This is a genomic window from Pseudomonas putida (genome assembly GCF_028682475.1).
GTDB lineage: Bacteria > Pseudomonadota > Gammaproteobacteria > Pseudomonadales > Pseudomonadaceae > Aquipseudomonas > Aquipseudomonas putida_AG.
On the sequence record NZ_JANHLE010000041.1, the window covers coordinates 1 to 16,768 of the forward strand.

The 16,768-nt window shown below is 62.6% G+C and carries 15 protein-coding genes; 14 read left to right on the forward strand and 1 reads right to left on the reverse strand.

Annotated features, from left to right (window positions below):
- The first annotated feature begins 96 nt into the window (after positions 1–96).
- The 14 genes from NPS47_RS23520 to NPS47_RS23585 all read left to right on the forward strand — a co-directional run bounded on the left by NPS47_RS23520 (position 97) and on the right by NPS47_RS23585 (position 16,427).
- A complete protein-coding gene (locus NPS47_RS23520) occupies positions 97–1,104 on the forward strand; it encodes an aldo/keto reductase (RefSeq protein ID WP_274297143.1) in 1,008 nt (335 codons plus the stop codon).
- 266 nt (positions 1,105–1,370) lie between these two features.
- A complete protein-coding gene (locus NPS47_RS23525; RefSeq protein ID WP_274297144.1) occupies positions 1,371–2,441 on the forward strand; it encodes an enoyl-CoA hydratase/isomerase family protein in 1,071 nt (356 codons plus the stop codon).
- 16 nt (positions 2,442–2,457) lie between these two features.
- Complete coding sequence (locus NPS47_RS23530) at positions 2,458–3,609, forward strand: acyl-CoA dehydrogenase family protein (protein WP_274297145.1); 1,152 nt, start codon at positions 2,458–2,460, stop codon at positions 3,607–3,609.
- A gap of 639 nt (positions 3,610–4,248) precedes the next feature.
- Positions 4,249–5,346: a 3-deoxy-7-phosphoheptulonate synthase gene (locus NPS47_RS23535; protein WP_274297146.1), complete on the forward strand. Its 1,098-nt coding sequence runs from the start codon at positions 4,249–4,251 to the stop codon at positions 5,344–5,346.
- Positions 5,347–5,378: 32 nt separating this feature from the next.
- Positions 5,379–5,660, forward strand: coding sequence for a peptidylprolyl isomerase (locus NPS47_RS23540; RefSeq protein WP_157192695.1), 282 nt, complete (start codon positions 5,379–5,381; stop codon positions 5,658–5,660).
- A gap of 110 nt (positions 5,661–5,770) precedes the next feature.
- Positions 5,771–7,594: an extracellular solute-binding protein gene (locus NPS47_RS23545; protein WP_274297174.1), complete on the forward strand. Its 1,824-nt coding sequence runs from the start codon at positions 5,771–5,773 to the stop codon at positions 7,592–7,594.
- On the forward strand, positions 7,591–8,649 hold the full coding sequence (locus tag NPS47_RS23550; protein WP_274297147.1) for a microcin C ABC transporter permease YejB: 1,059 nt from the start codon (positions 7,591–7,593) through the stop codon (positions 8,647–8,649). Before NPS47_RS23545 ends, NPS47_RS23550 begins: the two co-directional genes overlap by 4 nt.
- Positions 8,649–9,671: an ABC transporter permease gene (locus tag NPS47_RS23555; protein WP_274297148.1), complete on the forward strand. Its 1,023-nt coding sequence runs from the start codon at positions 8,649–8,651 to the stop codon at positions 9,669–9,671. Before NPS47_RS23550 ends, NPS47_RS23555 begins: the two co-directional genes overlap by 1 nt.
- A gap of 30 nt (positions 9,672–9,701) precedes the next feature.
- The gene (locus tag NPS47_RS23560) at positions 9,702–11,093 is read left to right on the forward strand and encodes a sigma-54 interaction domain-containing protein (RefSeq protein ID WP_274297149.1); all 1,392 of its coding nucleotides are present in this window, start codon (positions 9,702–9,704) and stop codon (positions 11,091–11,093) included.
- Positions 11,094–11,316: 223 nt separating this feature from the next.
- Positions 11,317–12,708 carry a GntP family permease gene (locus NPS47_RS23565; protein ID WP_274297150.1) on the forward strand — a complete coding sequence of 464 codons (1,392 nt, stop codon included), beginning with the start codon at positions 11,317–11,319 and terminating at the stop codon, positions 12,706–12,708.
- A gap of 10 nt (positions 12,709–12,718) precedes the next feature.
- Positions 12,719–13,489: a 3-hydroxybutyrate dehydrogenase gene (gene hbdH, locus NPS47_RS23570; protein ID WP_274297151.1), complete on the forward strand. Its 771-nt coding sequence runs from the start codon at positions 12,719–12,721 to the stop codon at positions 13,487–13,489.
- Between the two features lie 55 nt (positions 13,490–13,544).
- Positions 13,545–14,024 (forward strand): serine protease inhibitor ecotin, encoded by a 480-nt coding sequence (eco, locus tag NPS47_RS23575; protein ID WP_274297152.1) that lies wholly within the window; start codon positions 13,545–13,547, stop codon positions 14,022–14,024.
- Between the two features lie 130 nt (positions 14,025–14,154).
- Positions 14,155–16,116: an acetoacetate--CoA ligase gene (locus tag NPS47_RS23580; protein WP_274297153.1), complete on the forward strand. Its 1,962-nt coding sequence runs from the start codon at positions 14,155–14,157 to the stop codon at positions 16,114–16,116.
- Positions 16,117–16,151: 35 nt separating this feature from the next.
- The gene (locus NPS47_RS23585; RefSeq protein WP_237254458.1) at positions 16,152–16,427 is read left to right on the forward strand and encodes a peptidylprolyl isomerase; all 276 of its coding nucleotides are present in this window, start codon (positions 16,152–16,154) and stop codon (positions 16,425–16,427) included.
- On the opposite strand, the gene NPS47_RS23590 is transcribed toward NPS47_RS23585, so the two are convergent.
- Positions 16,424–16,678 carry a DUF1652 domain-containing protein gene (locus NPS47_RS23590; RefSeq protein ID WP_274297154.1) on the reverse strand — a complete coding sequence of 85 codons (255 nt, stop codon included), beginning with the start codon at positions 16,676–16,678 and terminating at the stop codon, positions 16,424–16,426. The genes NPS47_RS23585 and NPS47_RS23590 overlap by 4 nt on opposite strands.
- Positions 16,679–16,768: the final 90 nt, after the last annotated feature.

Here is a 16,768-nt window from a genome sequence, read left to right on the forward strand (position 1 = left end):
AGGCCCCATCGCGGGGCAAGCCCGCTCCCACAGCTTTCAAACCCCGGTAGAACTGTGTAAAACAGATCGGATCCAAACCGCCAAGGATTCTCGATCATGATCTACCGTCCACTGGGCCGCAGCGGCCTGCAAGTGTCCGCCCTGACCCTGGGCAGCATGATGTTCGGCGAGCCCACCAGCGCCGAAGATTCCCTGCACATCATCGATAAAGCCCGGGACCAGGGCATCAACTTCATCGACACCGCAGACGTGTACAGCGCCGGGCGCAGCGAAGAGATCGTCGGCGAAGCGATTGCCCGCAACCGCCATGAATGGGTGCTGGCCACCAAGGTTGGCTTTGGCCCGGCTGACGGGCTTCCCAACCGCAGCGGTTTGAGCCGCAAGCACATCTTCAATGCCATCGAAGCCAGCCTGACGCGCCTGGGCACCGATTACCTGGACATCTACTACCTGCACCGCGAAGACCACAACACCCCGCTGGAAGTGACCGTCGCCGCCATTGGCGATCTGATCCGCCAGGGCAAGATCCGTTACTGGGGCGTGTCCAACTTCCGTGGCTGGCGCATTGCCGAAATCTGCAACCTGGCCGAGCGCCTGGGCGTGCCGAAGCCTGTGGTCAGCCAGCCGCTGTACAACATCGTCAACCGTCAGGCCGAACCCGAGCAGTTCCAGGCAGCAGCGCATCACGGCCTGGGCATTGTACCCTTCAGCCCGTTGGCGCGCGGCGTCCTCAGTGGTAAATACGCGCCCCATGCCGCGCCGGATGCAGGTAGCCGCGCCGGCCGTCAGGACAAGCGCATCCTGGAAACCGAGTGGCGCCCCGAATCCCTGGCCATTGCCCAGAAAATCCACGCCTATACCCAGGATAAAGGCGTTGGCATGGTCGAGTTCGCCATTGCCTGGGTGCTCAACAACCAGTTGATCAGTTCAGCCATTGTCGGTCCGCGTACCGAGGCGCAATGGGACACCTACAGCGGCGCGCTGCAGGTACCGATCACCGCTGAAGATGAAGCGTTCATTGATTCGCTGGTGACTCCAGGGCACGCCTCGACCCACGGCTACAACGATGTCGCGCACTTCGTCAGCGGCCGCCTGCCCCGCTGACTCCCGGTGTGAACAACTGTCCCCCGGTGGGAGCGGGCTTGCCCCGCGCTGCGATGCGGCTGACAGGCCACAATCGCGGGGCAAGCCCGCTCCCACCGGGTAAGGCCATTGTTCCTGTAGAGAGCCATGCAAAAATGCAGATTCGGCCTGCAGTTTTGTCGATTGTATTGAGCAAATTTGCACTGATAGGATCCAGCGATCCTCTAGCGCCTACCCAGATCGTGATATTTCACGTGGAAAATCAATAACAAAGCAGGGAGACAGCGATGACCGCGCACGTTCACACGCCGACCGAGGCGCCGATTCTGGCCCAGGTCCGCAACCATATCGGTCACTTGACCCTCAATCGCCCCGCCGGCCTCAATGCCCTGACCCTGGACATGGTGCGCAGCCTGCAACAGCAGCTTGATGCCTGGGCCAGCGATCCTCTGGTGCATGCCGTGGTCCTGCGCGGTGAAGGCCCGAAAGGCTTCTGTGCCGGCGGCGACATCCGTTCGCTGTACGATAGTTACAAGGCAGGCGACAGCCTGCACCGGGATTTCTTCGTCGAGGAATACGCCCTCGATCTGTGCATCCACCATTACCGCAAGCCGATCCTGGCGTTGATGGACGGCTTTACCCTCGGTGGTGGCATGGGCCTGGCCCAGGGCGCGGAACTGCGCGTGGTCACCGAGCGCAGCCGCCTGGCCATGCCGGAAGTCGGCATCGGTTACTTCCCGGATGTCGGCGGCAGCTACTTCCTCTCGCGGGTTCCCGGCGAGCTGGGTACCTACCTGGGCGTCAGCGGTGTCCAGGTGCAGGCGGCCGATGCGCTGTACTGCGGCCTGGCCGACTGGTACCTGGACAGCAGCAAGCTGGTGCTGCTGGATGAGCGTCTCGATACCCTGAGCTTTGGCGAACACCCGCTCAAGGACCTGCAAGGTGTGCTGGCCAAGCTTGGCACCCAGGTGCTCGACGATGCCCCGCTGGCCAGACTGCGTCCGGCTATCGATCACTTCTTTGCCCTGCCCGATGTCAGCAGTATCGTGGAACAACTACGGGCGGTGAGCGTCGCCGACAGCCACGAATGGGCGCTGAAAACCGCCGAACTGCTGGACACCCGTTCGCCCCTGGCCATGGCCGTGACCCTGGAAATGCTGCGCAGAGGTCGTCATCTGAGCCTGGAAGACTGCTTCAAGATGGAGCTGCATCTGGATCAGCAATGGTTCGAGCATGGTGACCTGATCGAAGGCGTGCGCGCGCTGATCATCGACAAGGACAAGCAGCCGCGCTGGAACCCTCCGACCCTCGCCGGCCTCAGCCGTCAGCGCGTGGATCAATTCTTCGAAGGCCTTTAAGGCCTGGAGTATGCAGATGCAAGACCTGGAACTGACAGAAGAACAGATCATGATCCGCGACATGGCCCGTGACTTCGCCCGTGGCGAGATCGCACCCCATGCCCAGGCCTGGGAAAAAGCCGGCTGGATCGATGATCAAGTGGTCAAGAAGATGGGCGAGCTGGGCCTGCTCGGCATGGTCGTGCCCGAGCAATGGGGCGGTAGCTACACCGACTACGTCGCCTACGCCCTGGCGGTTGAAGAAATCGCCGCGGGTGATGGCGCCACCGGGGCGCTGATGAGCATCCACAACTCCGTCGGCTGCGGCCCCCTGCTCGCCTATGGCAGCGCCGAACAGCAACAGACCTGGCTGGAGCGCCTGGCGACTGGCCAGGTGATTGGTTGCTTCTGCCTGACCGAGCCGCAAGCCGGCTCCGAAGCGCACAACTTGCGGACCCGCGCCGAGTTGCAGGGCGATCACTGGGTCATTAACGGCGCCAAGCAGTTCGTCAGCAACGCACGTCGCGCTGGCCTGGCCATCGTCTTTGCGGTGACTGATCCGGAGCTTGGCAAGAAAGGTATCTCGGCGTTCCTGGTGCCGACCGACAACGAAGGCTTTGTCGTCGATCGCAGCGAACACAAAATGGGCATCCGCGCCTCGGATACCTGCGCGGTGACCTTGAACAACTGCCGCATCCCCGCCGCCAACATGCTCGGCGAGCGCGGCAAGGGCCTGGCCATTGCCCTGTCCAACCTTGAAGGTGGGCGTATCGGCATTGCCGCCCAGGCGCTGGGGATTGCCCGTGCAGCCTTCGAAGCGGCGCTGGTTTATTCGCGTGACCGCATCCAGTTTGGCAAACCGATCAACGAGCACCAGAGCATCGCCAACCTGCTGGCCGACATGCAGGTGCAGATCAATGCCGCGCGCCTGCTGATCCTGCATGCCGCACGCCTGCGCAGCGCGGGCAAACCGTGCCTGAGCGAAGCGTCGCAGGCCAAGCTGTTCGCTTCGGAAATGGCGGAAAGGGTCTGCTCCAAGGCGATCCAGGTGCATGGTGGTTACGGCTACCTGGAAGATTACCCGGTGGAGCGCTACTACCGCGATGCGCGGATCACCCAGATCTATGAGGGGTCGAGCGAGATCCAGCGCATGCTGATCGCGCGGGAGCTCAAGCACTACGCGCTGTAGCCGTTGATCGCGGGGCAAGCCCGCTCCCACTACCTAGCCGCTCATGGCAGTGCTAGCGGTGGGAGCGGGCTTGCCCCGCGAAAATAGTCGAAGCACATCGCACTGATGCAAATTAGCCATTGAAACCGCAGCAGCGCCTGAAGTAAGCTCAAGTCCATCAACTGGAGAGTCCCATGTCGCCATCCACCCTCACTCACGCTCAACACGCAGGTCGCCCGTCGCGTCCCGTGCTGGCTGTGGCCGAGTGTGCGACTGCCGCTCCTGCTGCGTTTTATTTTGGGTATTGGTTTAGCCACAGGCGCCGCTGATACCCACACCGGCGCCCACTTTCAAGGGGCCGCCGAACACGAGAATACTCAACCCCCGGTCGCCCCCCCCGACCGGGGGTTTTGTTTTTTCAGCCCCCAGACAACCGAACAGATAACGAGGATTACCCCATGAACTACGCCACTTACCACCGTTACCCAAGCTTTACTGCCTGGCGATTTAGCCAATCCCGTTCGGGCCAGCTTGCCGCCTCCGATCGGTCCAGCACAGGTGGCAGCACCACACAGAATCTCAATCCGGCTCTTTGTCGAACACCTCGATAGGGCCGACCGCGCGGGATGAACCCGCCGTCCGCCCAGGGAAAAAATCGCCATGCAATCGTCTTCGCTCGCTCTGCCCCTGACCCAGCCTCAAGCCGCCAACAGCGCTGTCAGCCAGCGTTTGCCCAGCCCGCACCTGCTCAAACAGCAGATGCCGCTTACCACCGCCCTTGCCCACCAGGTCGAAACCCATCGCCAGGCCGTACGCGCCATTCTCGAAGGCCGGGATTCGCGCCTGCTGGTAATCGTCGGCCCCTGCTCGATCCACGACCCGCGCTCGGCCCTTGAATACGCCGACCGTCTCGCCGCCCTCAACGAAGAGGTCAACGATCAGTTGCTGCTGGTCATGCGTGCCTACGTTGAAAAGCCGCGCACCACGGTGGGCTGGAAAGGCCTGGCCTACGATCCGCACCTGGACGGCAGCGATGACATGCACGCCGGCATCGCCCTGTCCCGCGGCTTGATGCTGGGTATGCTGGAACGCGGCCTGCCGATTGCCACTGAGCTGCTGCAGCCGATGGCTGCCGGTTACTTCGACGACCTGCTGAGCTGGGCAGCCATCGGTGCACGCACCACCGAGTCGCAGATCCACCGAGAAATGGTCAGCGGCCTGGAACTGCCCGTAGGCTTCAAGAACGGCACCGACGGCGGCGTCGCCATCGCCTGCGACGCGATGCGCAGCGCGGCGCATCCGCACCGCCATTTCGGCATGGACACCCAGGGCTACCCGGCGATTATCGAGACCCTGGGCAACCCCGACACTCACCTGGTATTGCGTGGCGGCCATCAGGGCCCGAACTACGAGCAGGCCAGCATCGCGCAAGCACGTCAGGGGTTGCTCAAAGCAGGACTGACGCCGCGGATCATGGTCGATTGCAGCCATGCCAACAGCGGCAAGGATCCGCTGCGCCAACCAGCGGTGTTCGAAGATGTATTGCGCCAGCGCCTGGCAGGTGATCGCTCGATCGTCGGCATGATGCTTGAAGGGCATCTGTTCGATGGTTGCCAGACGCTGGGCAAGGCAGCGCTCAAATACGGTGTGTCGATCACCGATGGCTGCCTGGGATGGGACGCGACAGAAAGGCTGTTAAGCCAGGCTGCAGCAGCCTTACGTGACATTCCACAGGAAAATCCGGCGGTAATCGGTTAGTCTCGGCACTTTCTTGCAAAGGAGTATCTCCCATGGCCAAAGCCACTGCCCGTCACATCCTGGTTGCCACTGAAGACAAGTGCAATGAACTGAAGGCTCAGATCGAAGCCGGTGCCGATTTCGCTGAAATCGCCAAAGCCAACTCCACCTGCCCGTCCAGCCGTCAGGGCGGCGACCTGGGCTCCTTTGGCCCGGGCCAGATGGTCAAGGAGTTCGACACCGTGGTGTTCAGTGCCCCCGTCGGTACCGTACAAGGCCCGGTGAAGACCCAGTTCGGCTATCACCTGCTGGAAGTGACCAGCCGTCAGGACTGAGTCCGTCACTGAACCGGTCCGCCAGGGCCGGTTCAGCACCTGCTAAGCTACAGCCACATTCGTGGGCACAGGTAGTCAGGCGCTTGCAAACCGGTCTTTCCTCTCTCCTTATCGTATTCGCTCTGACCCTGACCTGGGCCTCCGCCGCCTCGGCCGCCCCCGGTCACGCCCTCACGGTCTATGGCGAACCGCCCCGCTACCCGGCCAGTTTTCAACACTTCGAGTATGCCAACCCCAAGGCCCCCAAAGGCGGCAGCCTGCGCCGCTCGGCGCTCGAAATCGGCCAGTTCGACCATGTGTTGCCGTACATCGACAAGGGCATCGGCGTGGCCGAGGTCGATGGCTGGCTGTATGCGCCCCTGGCCGTCCGCGCCCATGATGAGCCCTACACGGTGTATGGACTGGTCGCCCGCCAGTTAGAGCGCGATACCGAAGGACACTGGCTGCGTTTCTACCTCGATCCCCGTGCACGCTTTGCCGATGGCCAAGCGATCCGCGCAGAAGACGTGCGCTACACCTTCGATCTGCTGATGCGGGAGGGAAACCTCAAATACCGCACTCAGTTCGCCGATGTCGAACGGGTCGAGATCGAGGGCCCGCGCCAGATCCGCTTTCACTTCAAAAGCAACCAGAACCGCACGTTGCCCCTGGACCTGGCCACCCTGCCAGTGCTGCCCGAGCACTGGTGGAAAAACCGCGACTTTGCTAGCGGTGGCGGTTTCGAAGCGCCACTGGGCAGTGGCCCCTACCGTATCGGCAAGATCGACAATGGCCGCAGCATCACCTTCGAGCGCGACCCGGACTGGTGGGGCCGTGATCTGCCGGTCAACCGTGGGCGCTATAACTTCGACCGTTTGAGCATCGAGTACTTCGGCGACACCGAAGTGGCGCGCCAGGTGCTGCGCGGCGGTGGCTTTGACTACAACCGCGAGTTCTCCGCCACCGGCTATTCGATCGGCTACAACAGCCCGGCCCTGGACGATGGCCGGTTGCAGCGGGCGCACCTGGCCAAAGATGCACCGCAGACGGCCCAGGGATTCGTGTTCAACCTGCAGCGCCCGATGTTCAAGGACCGTCGGGTGCGCCAGGCGCTGGCCCTGCTGTGGGACTTCGAATGGAGCAACCGGCAGATGATGCGCAACATGTACATCCGCCAGCAGAGCTTTTTCGCCAACAGCGCTTTGGCCGCTCGTGCCTTGCCGGATGCGCAGGAGCTCAAGCTGCTCGAGCCGCTGCGCGGGCAAGTGCCTGACGAGGTATTTACCCAGGTGTTCGAAGCGCCGCGCACCGATGGCTCGGGGCTCATTCGCGACAAACAGCTGCAAGCCCTGGCGCTCCTGCAGGCGGCCGGCTGGAAGCCCGAAGGCGACCAACTGGTCAATGACCAGGGCGAGCTGCTACGGTTCACTTTCCTCAACGGCCAGGCCGGTTTCGAGCGTCTGCTGCTGCCGTGGAAGCGCAACCTGGCGCAAATCGGCATCACCCTGGAGATCCGCCGCATCGACGCCTCGCAGTACGTCAACCGGCTCATGGCCCGCGACTACGACCTGATCGTCAGCGGCTACCCGGTGTCGCCGTCGCCGGGGCTTGAGCTATACAACTTCTTTGGCTCGGCGGCGGCCAACGACCCGGGCTCGAACAACTACATGGTCTTGCAGGATCCTGCCGTGGACCGCTTGCTCGACGGCCTGGTCAAAGCTGAAACCAAAGCCGACATGCTCCGACATGCACATGCCCTGGACCGGGTGCTGAGCTGGAACTACTACTGGATTCCCAACTATTACCCGCCGGGTTCGTCGACGGTGTGGTGGAACCGTTTCGGCCTGCCCAAGGTGCAGCCGAGCAACGATGAAGGCCTGGACAGCTGGTGGGAAGTCAGCCCGACAGCGCTGACCAACGCGCAGATGGCCGAGCGTCTCAAGGAGCAGCCATGACCGCGTACATCCTGCGCCGGCTGTTGCTGATCGTGCCGACCTTGCTGATTATCCTGCTGGTCAACTTCGTCATCGTCCAGGCTGCGCCGGGCGGGCCGGTGGAACAGGCCATCGCCCGCTTGCAGGGCATTGGCGGCAGTGCGCCAGGGGCCAGTGTCGAGACCCTGCATGCCAGCTCACGGGCCAGCCGTGGCCTGGACCCCAAACTCATCGATGATATCAAGCGCCAATACGGCTTCGACAAATCAGCCCCCGAACGGCTGTGGCTGATGCTGACCCAATATGCCCGCCTGGATTTCGGCAACAGTTTTTTCCGCGGTGCCAAGGTCACCGACCTGATCCTGGAAAAGATGCCGGTGACCTTGTCACTGGGCTTCTGGGCGACCCTGATCACCTACCTGGTGTCGATCCCCCTGGGGATCCGCAAGGCGATACGCCACGGCTCGGCGTTCGATGCCTGGAGCAGCAGCCTCATCGTTATCGGCTACGCCCTGCCCTCGTTCCTGTTTGCCTTGTTGCTGATCGTGCTGTTTGCCGGTGGCACCTCGTTGAACTGGTTCCCCGTACGCGGTCTGGTCTCGGAGGACTTTGACCAACTGAGCCTGCTGGGCAAATTGGCCGACTACTTCTGGCACCTGGTGCTGCCGGTCGGTGCGCTGGTGATCGGCGGTTTTGCGACCCTGACCTTGCTGACCAAAAACGCCTTCCTCAACGAAATCACCCGCCAATACGTTATCACCGCCCGGGCCAAGGGCCTGAGCGAGCGCCGGGTGCTATACGGGCATGTGTTTCGCAACGCGATTCTGCTGGTGGTGGCAGGCATTCCCCAGGCCTTGATCAGTGTGTTCTTCGCGGGCTCACTGCTGATCGAAGTGATCTTCTCCCTCGACGGGCTGGGCCGCATGAGCTATGAAGCGGCAGTCTCACGGGACTATCCGGTGGTGTTTGGCTCGCTGTTCATTTTCACCCTGTTCGGCCTGCTGATCCGCCTGGTCGGCGACCTGTGCTACACCCTGGTCGATCCGCGCATCGACTTTGCCACGAGGGCCCACTGATGTTCAGCCTGTCGCCGGTTTCACGCAGACGCCTGCAGCGCTTTCGGCGCAACCGCCGTGGCTGGGTGTCGCTGTGGCTGTTTGCCGTGCTGCTGGTGCTGAGCCTGGGCGCCGAGCTGGTGGCCAACGACAAGCCACTGCTCATGGGGTATCAGGGGCAATTGTATTTCCCGGCGTTCAAGCGCTACACCGAACAGACCTTCGGCGGCCAACTGCCGTTCCAGCCCGACTACCGCAGTCAGTATGTGCAGCAGCTGATCAAGGACCAGGGCGGGTGGATGCTGTTTGCGCCGGTGCCGTTCAGCGCCGACACACCCAACTACGACCTGCAGCAACCCACACCCAGCCCGCCGTCGGCGGTGAACTGGCTGGGTACCGACGACCAGGCCCGCGACGTACTGGCTCGGGTGCTGTACGGCACGCGGGTGTCGATCCTGTTTGCCCTGGCCCTGACCTTGATCAGCACGGTGATCGGCATCGCCGCCGGTGCTTTGCAGGGCTACCACGGGGGCTGGGTCGACCTGATCGGGCAACGCTTGCTGGAGGTCTGGTCGGGCCTGCCGGTGCTCTACCTGCTGATCATCCTCAGCGGTTTTGTCGAACCGAACTTCTGGTGGTTGCTGGGGATCATGGCGCTGTTTTCCTGGCTGGCCCTGGTGGATGTGGTGCGCGCCGAATTCCTGCGTGGGCGCAACCTCGAATACGTACAAGCCGCACGGGCCCTGGGCCTGCAGGACAGCGGGGTGATCCTGCGGCACATCCTGCCCAACGCCATGAATGCCACCTTCACCTACCTGCCGTTCATTCTCACTGGCGCCATCACCACCCTCACCGCCCTGGACTTTCTCGGCTTCGGCATGCCGGCCGGCAGCGCTTCGCTGGGCGAGCTGGTCAACCAGGGCAAGCAGAACCTGCAGGCGCCGTGGCTGGGCTTTACCGCGTTTTTCGCCCTGGCCTTGATCCTGTCGCTGCTGGTGTTTATCGGCGATGCCTTGCGCGAAGCCTTCGATCCACGGGCATAATCGCAGCCTTTGATGTTCAGGGAGCGGCCCATGCCTGCCAGTGACAGCCTCAAGGATTATCAGCAGGTGCGCCAGCTGGCGATCCGTTCGCTGTTCGAAATCATCGAGCAGTCCAGCGAGGGCACCCTCATCGTCGACCGCGATGCGCGCATTGTCTGGATGAACGAGCGCTACGCCCGGCGCTTTGGCCTCGAAGATGCAGCGAGCGTCATTGGTCAGCCCTGTGAAAGCGTGATTCCCGGTAGTCTGATGCGTGAGGTGGCCAGCAACGGCCGGCCGATTCTGCTGGACATGCTCGACACACCCAAGGAGCCGCTGGTGGTCATGCGCCTGCCAGTGCACGACGGTGAAGGCGCGTTGATCGGTGCCATCGGCTTTGCCCTGTTCGATGAACTGCGCAGCTTGTCGCCACTGCTCAAACGCTACGCCAGCATGCAGCAGGAGCTGGCCTCCACCCGTTCACTGCTGCGTGCCCGTCAGGCCAAGTACAGCTTTGCCCAGTTCATCGGTACCAGCGCCGCCAGCCTTGAGGTCAAGCGCCGGGCCCGGCGCGGCGCCAGCAGTGACTCGGCGGTATTGCTGCTCGGCGAAACCGGCACCGGCAAAGAGCTGCTGGCCCATGCCATTCATGCGGCCTCGGCACGGGCGCACAAGGCGTTTGTCAGCATCAACAGCGCCGCCATTCCGGAAACCCTGCTGGAAGCCGAATTCTTCGGCACCGCACCGGGTGCCTACACCGGCGCCGACCGCAAAGGCCGTCCGGGCAAGCTGCAACTGGCCGAGGGTGGCACCCTGTTTCTCGACGAAATCGGCGACATGCCGCTGCCGTTGCAGAGCAAATTGCTGCGCGTGCTGCAGGAAAAAGAATACGAGCCGGTGGGCTCCAACCAGATGATGCACAGCGACGTGCGGATCATTGCCGCGACCTCCACCGACCTCACGGCGGCGATGGCCCGCGGTGAGTTTCGTGCTGACCTGTACTACCGCCTCAACGTCCTGCCGATCCAGGTGCCGCCGCTGCGTGAGCGCCTGGATGATTTGCCGGCGCTGAGCGAAGCCATTCTCGAAGAACTGGGCAGCCAGCACGAACTGGATGACGAAGCCCAGGCGCTGCTGGCCCGGCATGCCTGGCCGGGTAATATCCGTGAGCTGCGCAATGTGCTGGAACGCGCCACCTTGCTCGCTGACCAGCCGCGTTTGGGGGCTCGCGACTTGCAGGCGGCGCTGGGTAATCTGGCGCCATTGGACGTGCTTTCGGCACCGATGAGCTATAAACAGGCGTGTGCCGAGTTTGAGCGGAAGTTGTTGGCCGATACCCTCGCCCGGTGTGCCGGGAATGTGCCGGAGGCGGCACGCCAGCTGGGGTTGGGGCGCTCTACCCTGTACAAGAAGCTGGTTGTCCTGGGGCTCTCGTCTCAATAACGAGACCCGTGTTTCTTTATTGAGATTGTTATCGCGGGGCAAGCCCGCTCCCACAGCCCCCCCGGTGGGAGCGGGCTTGCCCCGCGAATGCCTGTCTCTAATTGGAGACCAATAACCCCAGAAAACAAACAATACCTATATATTTCAATCACTTACATATTTGGCACGATTCCCGCTATCTCCTGCAACCAACAAAAACAAGATGGATCCAAGGAGACACTCGATGAGTGTAATCATCGCCCTGGCAGCCCTCGCGCTGCTGATGCTGGCTGCCTACCGTGGTTATAGCGTTATCCTTTTCGCCCCCATCGCCGCCCTCGGTGCGGTGCTACTGACCGACCCTTCTGCCGTGGCCCCGGCCTTCACCGGCGTGTTCATGGAAAAGATGGTCGGCTTTATCAAGCTGTATTTTCCGGTGTTCCTGCTCGGTGCCGTGTTCGGCAAGCTGATCGAGCTCTCCGGCTTCTCCCGTTCGATCGTCGCCGCAGCGATCCGCCTGCTCGGTACCCGTCAGGCCATGCTAGTGATCGTGTTGGTCTGTGCACTGCTGACCTACGGCGGGGTGTCGCTGTTCGTGGTGGTGTTTGCGGTCTATCCGTTTGCCGCCGAGATGTTCCGCCAGAGCAATATTCCCAAGCGCCTGATCCCGGCGACCATCGCCCTGGGGGCGTTTTCCTTCACCATGGATGCCCTGCCCGGCACCCCGCAGATCCAGAACATCATCCCCAGCACCTTCTTCAACACCACCGCCTGGGCGGCGCCCTGGCTGGGTCTGATCGGCACCCTGTTCGTGTTCTGCACCGGCATGCTCTACCTGCAACGCCAGCGCAACAAGGCCCTGCGGGCCGGCGAAGGTTACGGTACCGACCTGCGCAACGAGCCGGAAACCGCCGCCGACCTGAAATTGCCCAACCCGTTGCTGGCGCTGTCGCCACTGCTGCTGGTGGGGGTGATGAACCTGCTGTTCACGCACTGGATTCCCGCCTGGTACGGCAAGACCCACAGCCTCAGCCTGCCGGGCATGAGCGCGCCGGTGCAGACCGATATCGCCAAGCTCACCGCCATCTGGGCGGTCGAGGCGGCGCTGCTGCTCGGTATTTTGCTGGTGCTGCTGGCCGGCTTTGGCGCGATCAAGCATCGCTTGGCCGAAGGTAGCAAAAGCGCAGTCAGCGGCGCCCTGCTGGCGGCAATGAATACCGCCTCGGAATACGGCTTCGGTGCGGTGATCGCCTCCTTGCCCGGCTTTCTGGTACTGGCCGATGCCTTGCGCGCTATCCCCAACCCGCTGGTCAATGAAGCGATTACCGTGACCTTGCTGGCCGGCATCACCGGCTCCGCCTCCGGGGGCATGAGTATCGCCCTGGCGGCGATGTCCGACAGTTTCATCGCTGCCGCCAATGCCGCCAACATTCCCCTTGAAGTGCTGCACCGCGTCGCAGCCATGGCCAGCGGCGGCATGGATACCCTGCCGCACAACGGCGCGGTCATCACCCTGCTGGCCGTCACCGGCCTGACCCACCGCGAAGCCTACAAAGACATTTTCGGCATCACCCTGATCAAGACCCTGGCAGTGTTCGTGGTCATCGCCACCTTCTATGCTACCGGCATCGTTTAAGGAGCACCTCATGCAACTCAACGGCAAAACAGCAGTGGTTACCGGCTCCACCAGCGGCATTGGCCTGGGGATTGCCCATGTGCTGGCCAAGGCCGGCGCCAACCTGGTCCTCAACGGCTTCGGCGACGCCAGTGCGGCCATCGCCGACGTCGCTCGCCACGGCACCCGGGTCGGGCATCACCCCGCCGACCTTGGCGACGTGCAACAGATTGAAGAGCTGTTCGCTTACGCTGAACGTGAATTTGGCGGCGTCGATATCCTTGTCAACAATGCCGGCATCCAGCATGTCGCGGCGGTCGAAGACTTCCCGGTGGAGCGTTGGGACTCGATCATCGCGATCAACCTGTCTGCGGTGTTCCACGGTACCCGCCTGGTGCTGCCGGGCATGCGTCAGCGCAACTGGGGGCGGATCGTCAATATCGCCTCGGTGCACGGTCAGGTCGGCTCCACCGGCAAGGCCGCTTACGTTGCCGCCAAGCACGGGGTGGTCGGGCTGACCAAGGTGGTGGGGCTGGAAACCGCCACCAGCAATATCACCTGCAACGCCATATGCCCGGGCTGGGTACTCACGCCGCTGGTACAAAAGCAGATTGATGACCGCGCCGCCCGCGGCATTGATCCGCAACAAGCACAGCACGATTTGCTGGCCGAGAAGCAGCCGTCGTTGGCCTTTGTCACTCCCGAACATCTGGGTGAGCTGGTATTGTTCCTCTGTAGCGAGGCTGGCAGTCAGGTTCGTGGCGCTGCCTGGAACATCGACGGCGGCTGGCTGGCCCAATGAGAGGCGGCCCGGGATCTGGCTGCGGCATCGTCTTTTTTATCTGCAAGGAGGCCTTATGCGCCCAATCCCTTTCACTGCGCTGCTGACCCTGACCCTGGCTGCCGGTACAACCGTACAGGCCGCCAGCCTCAAGGATGTCGCGCCCTATCCCGAGGCCGAAAAAGGCTTTACCCGCCAGGTCATTCACCTGCCGCAGCAAGCCGATGAGTCGGCATTCAAACTGGAAGTGCTGGCCGGCAAGCAGCTGCAGGTCGACTGCAACCGCCAGCGCCTGGGCGGTACCCTCGAAGAGAAAAACCTCGAAGGCTGGGGCTACAGCTACTACCGACTGGAAAACGTCATGGGTCCGGTTTCGACGCTGATGGCCTGCCCTGAGAACAGCAAAAAGGAAGCTTTCGTGCCGGTCGTCGGTGACGGTTTCCTGCTGCGTTACAACAGCAAGCTGCCAGTCGTGGTCTATGTACCGGAAGGCGTTGAAGTGCGTTACCGCATCTGGTCGGCCTCTGACGAGGTGAAAAAAGCTACAGTGGAATAAAGGCTCTGTGTGTCTGTGTGTGGGAGCGGGCTTGCCCCGCGATGCGATGTGACTGACCGTTCGCAATCGCGGGGCAAGCCCGCTCCCACAGACAGGCAAACAGTCGCCCTACCAACCCGGGGAACGCGGCATGAACGAAGTGCTCTGGCGCCCGAGCGAAGCGCGCATTCAGGCCAGTCGCATGGATGCCTTTCGCCGTGAGGTCAACCGCCAGTACGGCCTGACACTGGCCGACTACGAGCAGTTGCAGCGCTGGAGCATCGACCAGCGTGCCGCGTTCTGGCAAACCCTTGCCGACTTCTTCCAGGTGCGCTGGCATCAGCCTGCCACCCAGGTCCTCGATGAAGGATCACAGATGCCCGATGCGCGCTGGTTCAGCGGCGCAACCCTGAACTTCGCTGAACACCTGTTACGGCGCCGCGATGCGCAGCCGGCAGTGATCGCAGTGCGTGAGGACGGCGAGCGGCGCGTCATCAGCCATGCCGAACTGGCCGCGCAGGTCGCAGGGCTGCAGCGCAGCTTTCAGGCTGCCGGCATTGGCGTCGGCGATCGCGTGGCCGCCTGTATGCCCAACACCTGGCAAACCCTGGTGGCCATGCTCGCCTGCACCAGCCTCGGCGCAATCTGGTCCTGCTGCTCACCGGAGTTCGGTACCCACGGCATCATTGACCGCTTCGGACAGATCGAGCCGAAGTTGCTGATGGTCTGTGGCGGCTATCAATATGCCGGTAAACACATCGACCTGATCGACAAGATCAATGAGGTGCTGGCGCAGTTGCCCAGCCTTGAGCACTTGCTGGTAGTGCCCTACAGCCGCGCTGGTACGCGCACCGACGAATTTCACAGCACCTCCCGCGTAAGCCTGTGGGACGATTTCTATCAAGCCGGTGGCGACCCGCAGTTCACTCCACTGCCCTTCGACCACCCGCTGTACATCCTTTATTCCAGCGGCACCACGGGCGTACCCAAGTGCATTGTGCACAGCGCCGGCGGTGTGTTGCTGCAGCACCTGAAGGAGCACGGGCTGCACAACGACCTGGGCACCGATGATGTGCTGTTCTACTACACCACCTGCGGCTGGATGATGTGGAACTGGCTGGCCAGTGGTCTGGCGGTAGGCGCCACGCTGGTGCTCTACGACGGTTCGCCCTTGCATCCCGGCCCCGAGCGCCTGCTCGACCTGATCGACAGCGAACGGATCAGCGCCTTCGGCACCAGCGCCAAGTACCTGGCGGCGCTGGAACATGCGCATCTCCAGCCGCGCCTGAGTCACCGCCTGGATTCCCTCAAGCTGTTGCTGTCTACCGGCTCGCCGCTGTCGCCGGAAAGCTATGACTACGTGTACCGCGCGTTCAAGGCCGACCTGTGTCTGGCCTCGATGTCTGGCGGTACCGACATCTGTTCCTGCTTTGTCATCGGCAACCCGGTGCTGCCGGTCCGGCGCGGGCAGATCCAGTGCAAGGGCCTGGGCATGGCCGTGGAGGTCTGGGACGATGAGGGTCATGCCCTGATTGGCGAAAAAGGCGAGCTGGTCTGCACCCGGCATTTCCCGGCGCTGCCCCTGGGCTTCTGGAACGACCCGCAGGGCGAGCGCTTGCATGCCGCCTATTTCAGCCAGTTTCCGGGTATCTGGGCCCAGGGCGACTACGCCGAACAGACACCTGACGGCGGCATGATCATTCACGGCCGTTCGGACGCGGTGCTCAATCCCGGTGGCGTGCGCATCGGCACCGCGGAAATCTACCGCCAGGTGGAGATGATCGACGAGGTACTGGAAAGCGTTGCCATTGGCCAACGCTGGCACAACGATGTACGCGTGGTGCTGTTCGTCCGTCTGCGTGAGGGCTTGCAACTGGACGACGCCCTGCAGGGGCGGATTCGCCAGGTGATCCGCAGCAACACCAGCGCGCGCCATGTACCGGCGGTGATCGCTGCGGTCAGCGATATCCCGCGCACCATCAGCGGCAAGATCGTCGAGTTGGCCATTCGCAACGTGGTGCATGGGGAACCGGTTAAAAACACCGACGCCCTGGCCAACCCCGAAGCCCTCGAACAATTTCGTGACCGCCCGGAGCTGCGCGATCAGGCATAATGCGCGGTTTTAGCGCTTTGCGAAGGTACCTCGAGATGAAAGCACAGGCCCGGCATATTCTGGTCAAAACCGCCGAAGAAGCCGAACAGCTCAAGCAACGGATCGCCAAGGGCGAGGCGTTCGACGTGCTGGCCAAAAAGTACTCGACCTGCCCATCGGGCAAGCGCGGCGGCGACCTGGGCGAAGTGCGTCCGGGGCAGATGGTCGGCGCTATCGACCAGGTCATTTTCAAGAAACCGCTGCGCGTTGTGCACGGTCCGGTCAAGAGCAAGTTCGGCTATCACCTGGTCCAGGTGTTTTACCGCGACTAGAGGCTGTCGCTACGTTGCCCGGCGCGGCGCTGGTCCGCCAGGTTATTGCGCAAGCCGGCGATCAGGTTGGAAATCGCCCGGCTGCTGGTCAGCTGTTCGGCGCTGATACCGGTCACCAGCAAGTCGACCCGTTCGCAACCGCGGTCGAACACCTTGATCGTCAACGAGCGGTCGGCAGCCAGCGTGCACTGGCAGCGAACCGGTAAAAAACTGCTTTCGATGATGTTGCGCAATTCCAGGGTCGAGAGCATCGGTACATCTCCTTGGCAGGTGGCGGGCCGCGGTTGCGCTGTGCCCGGTCCAGCTATAAGCCTAGGAGATGTTCTCGACTGCCTCAGACC

Excerpts from the sequence above, each read along its gene's own strand:
- NPS47_RS23530 (WP_274297145.1), top strand. The coding sequence starts at position 2,458 with ATGCAAGACCTGGAACTGACAGAAGAACAGATCATGATCCGCGACATG.
- NPS47_RS23535 (WP_274297146.1), top strand. The coding sequence starts at position 4,249 with ATGCAATCGTCTTCGCTCGCTCTGCCCCTGACCCAGCCTCAAGCCGCC.
- NPS47_RS23560 (WP_274297149.1), top strand. The coding sequence starts at position 9,702 with ATGCCTGCCAGTGACAGCCTCAAGGATTATCAGCAGGTGCGCCAGCTG.
- NPS47_RS23550 (WP_274297147.1), top strand. The coding sequence starts at position 7,591 with ATGACCGCGTACATCCTGCGCCGGCTGTTGCTGATCGTGCCGACCTTG.
- NPS47_RS23540 (WP_157192695.1), top strand. The coding sequence starts at position 5,379 with ATGGCCAAAGCCACTGCCCGTCACATCCTGGTTGCCACTGAAGACAAG.
- hbdH (WP_274297151.1), top strand. The coding sequence starts at position 12,719 with ATGCAACTCAACGGCAAAACAGCAGTGGTTACCGGCTCCACCAGCGGC.
- NPS47_RS23580 (WP_274297153.1), top strand. The coding sequence starts at position 14,155 with ATGAACGAAGTGCTCTGGCGCCCGAGCGAAGCGCGCATTCAGGCCAGT.
- eco (WP_274297152.1), top strand. The coding sequence starts at position 13,545 with ATGCGCCCAATCCCTTTCACTGCGCTGCTGACCCTGACCCTGGCTGCC.
- NPS47_RS23585 (WP_237254458.1), top strand. The coding sequence starts at position 16,152 with ATGAAAGCACAGGCCCGGCATATTCTGGTCAAAACCGCCGAAGAAGCC.
- NPS47_RS23525 (WP_274297144.1), top strand. The coding sequence starts at position 1,371 with ATGACCGCGCACGTTCACACGCCGACCGAGGCGCCGATTCTGGCCCAG.
- NPS47_RS23520 (WP_274297143.1), top strand. The coding sequence starts at position 97 with ATGATCTACCGTCCACTGGGCCGCAGCGGCCTGCAAGTGTCCGCCCTG.
- NPS47_RS23565 (WP_274297150.1), top strand. The coding sequence starts at position 11,317 with ATGAGTGTAATCATCGCCCTGGCAGCCCTCGCGCTGCTGATGCTGGCT.
- NPS47_RS23555 (WP_274297148.1), top strand. The coding sequence starts at position 8,649 with ATGTTCAGCCTGTCGCCGGTTTCACGCAGACGCCTGCAGCGCTTTCGG.
- NPS47_RS23590 (WP_274297154.1), bottom strand. The coding sequence starts at position 16,678 with ATGCTCTCGACCCTGGAATTGCGCAACATCATCGAAAGCAGTTTTTTA.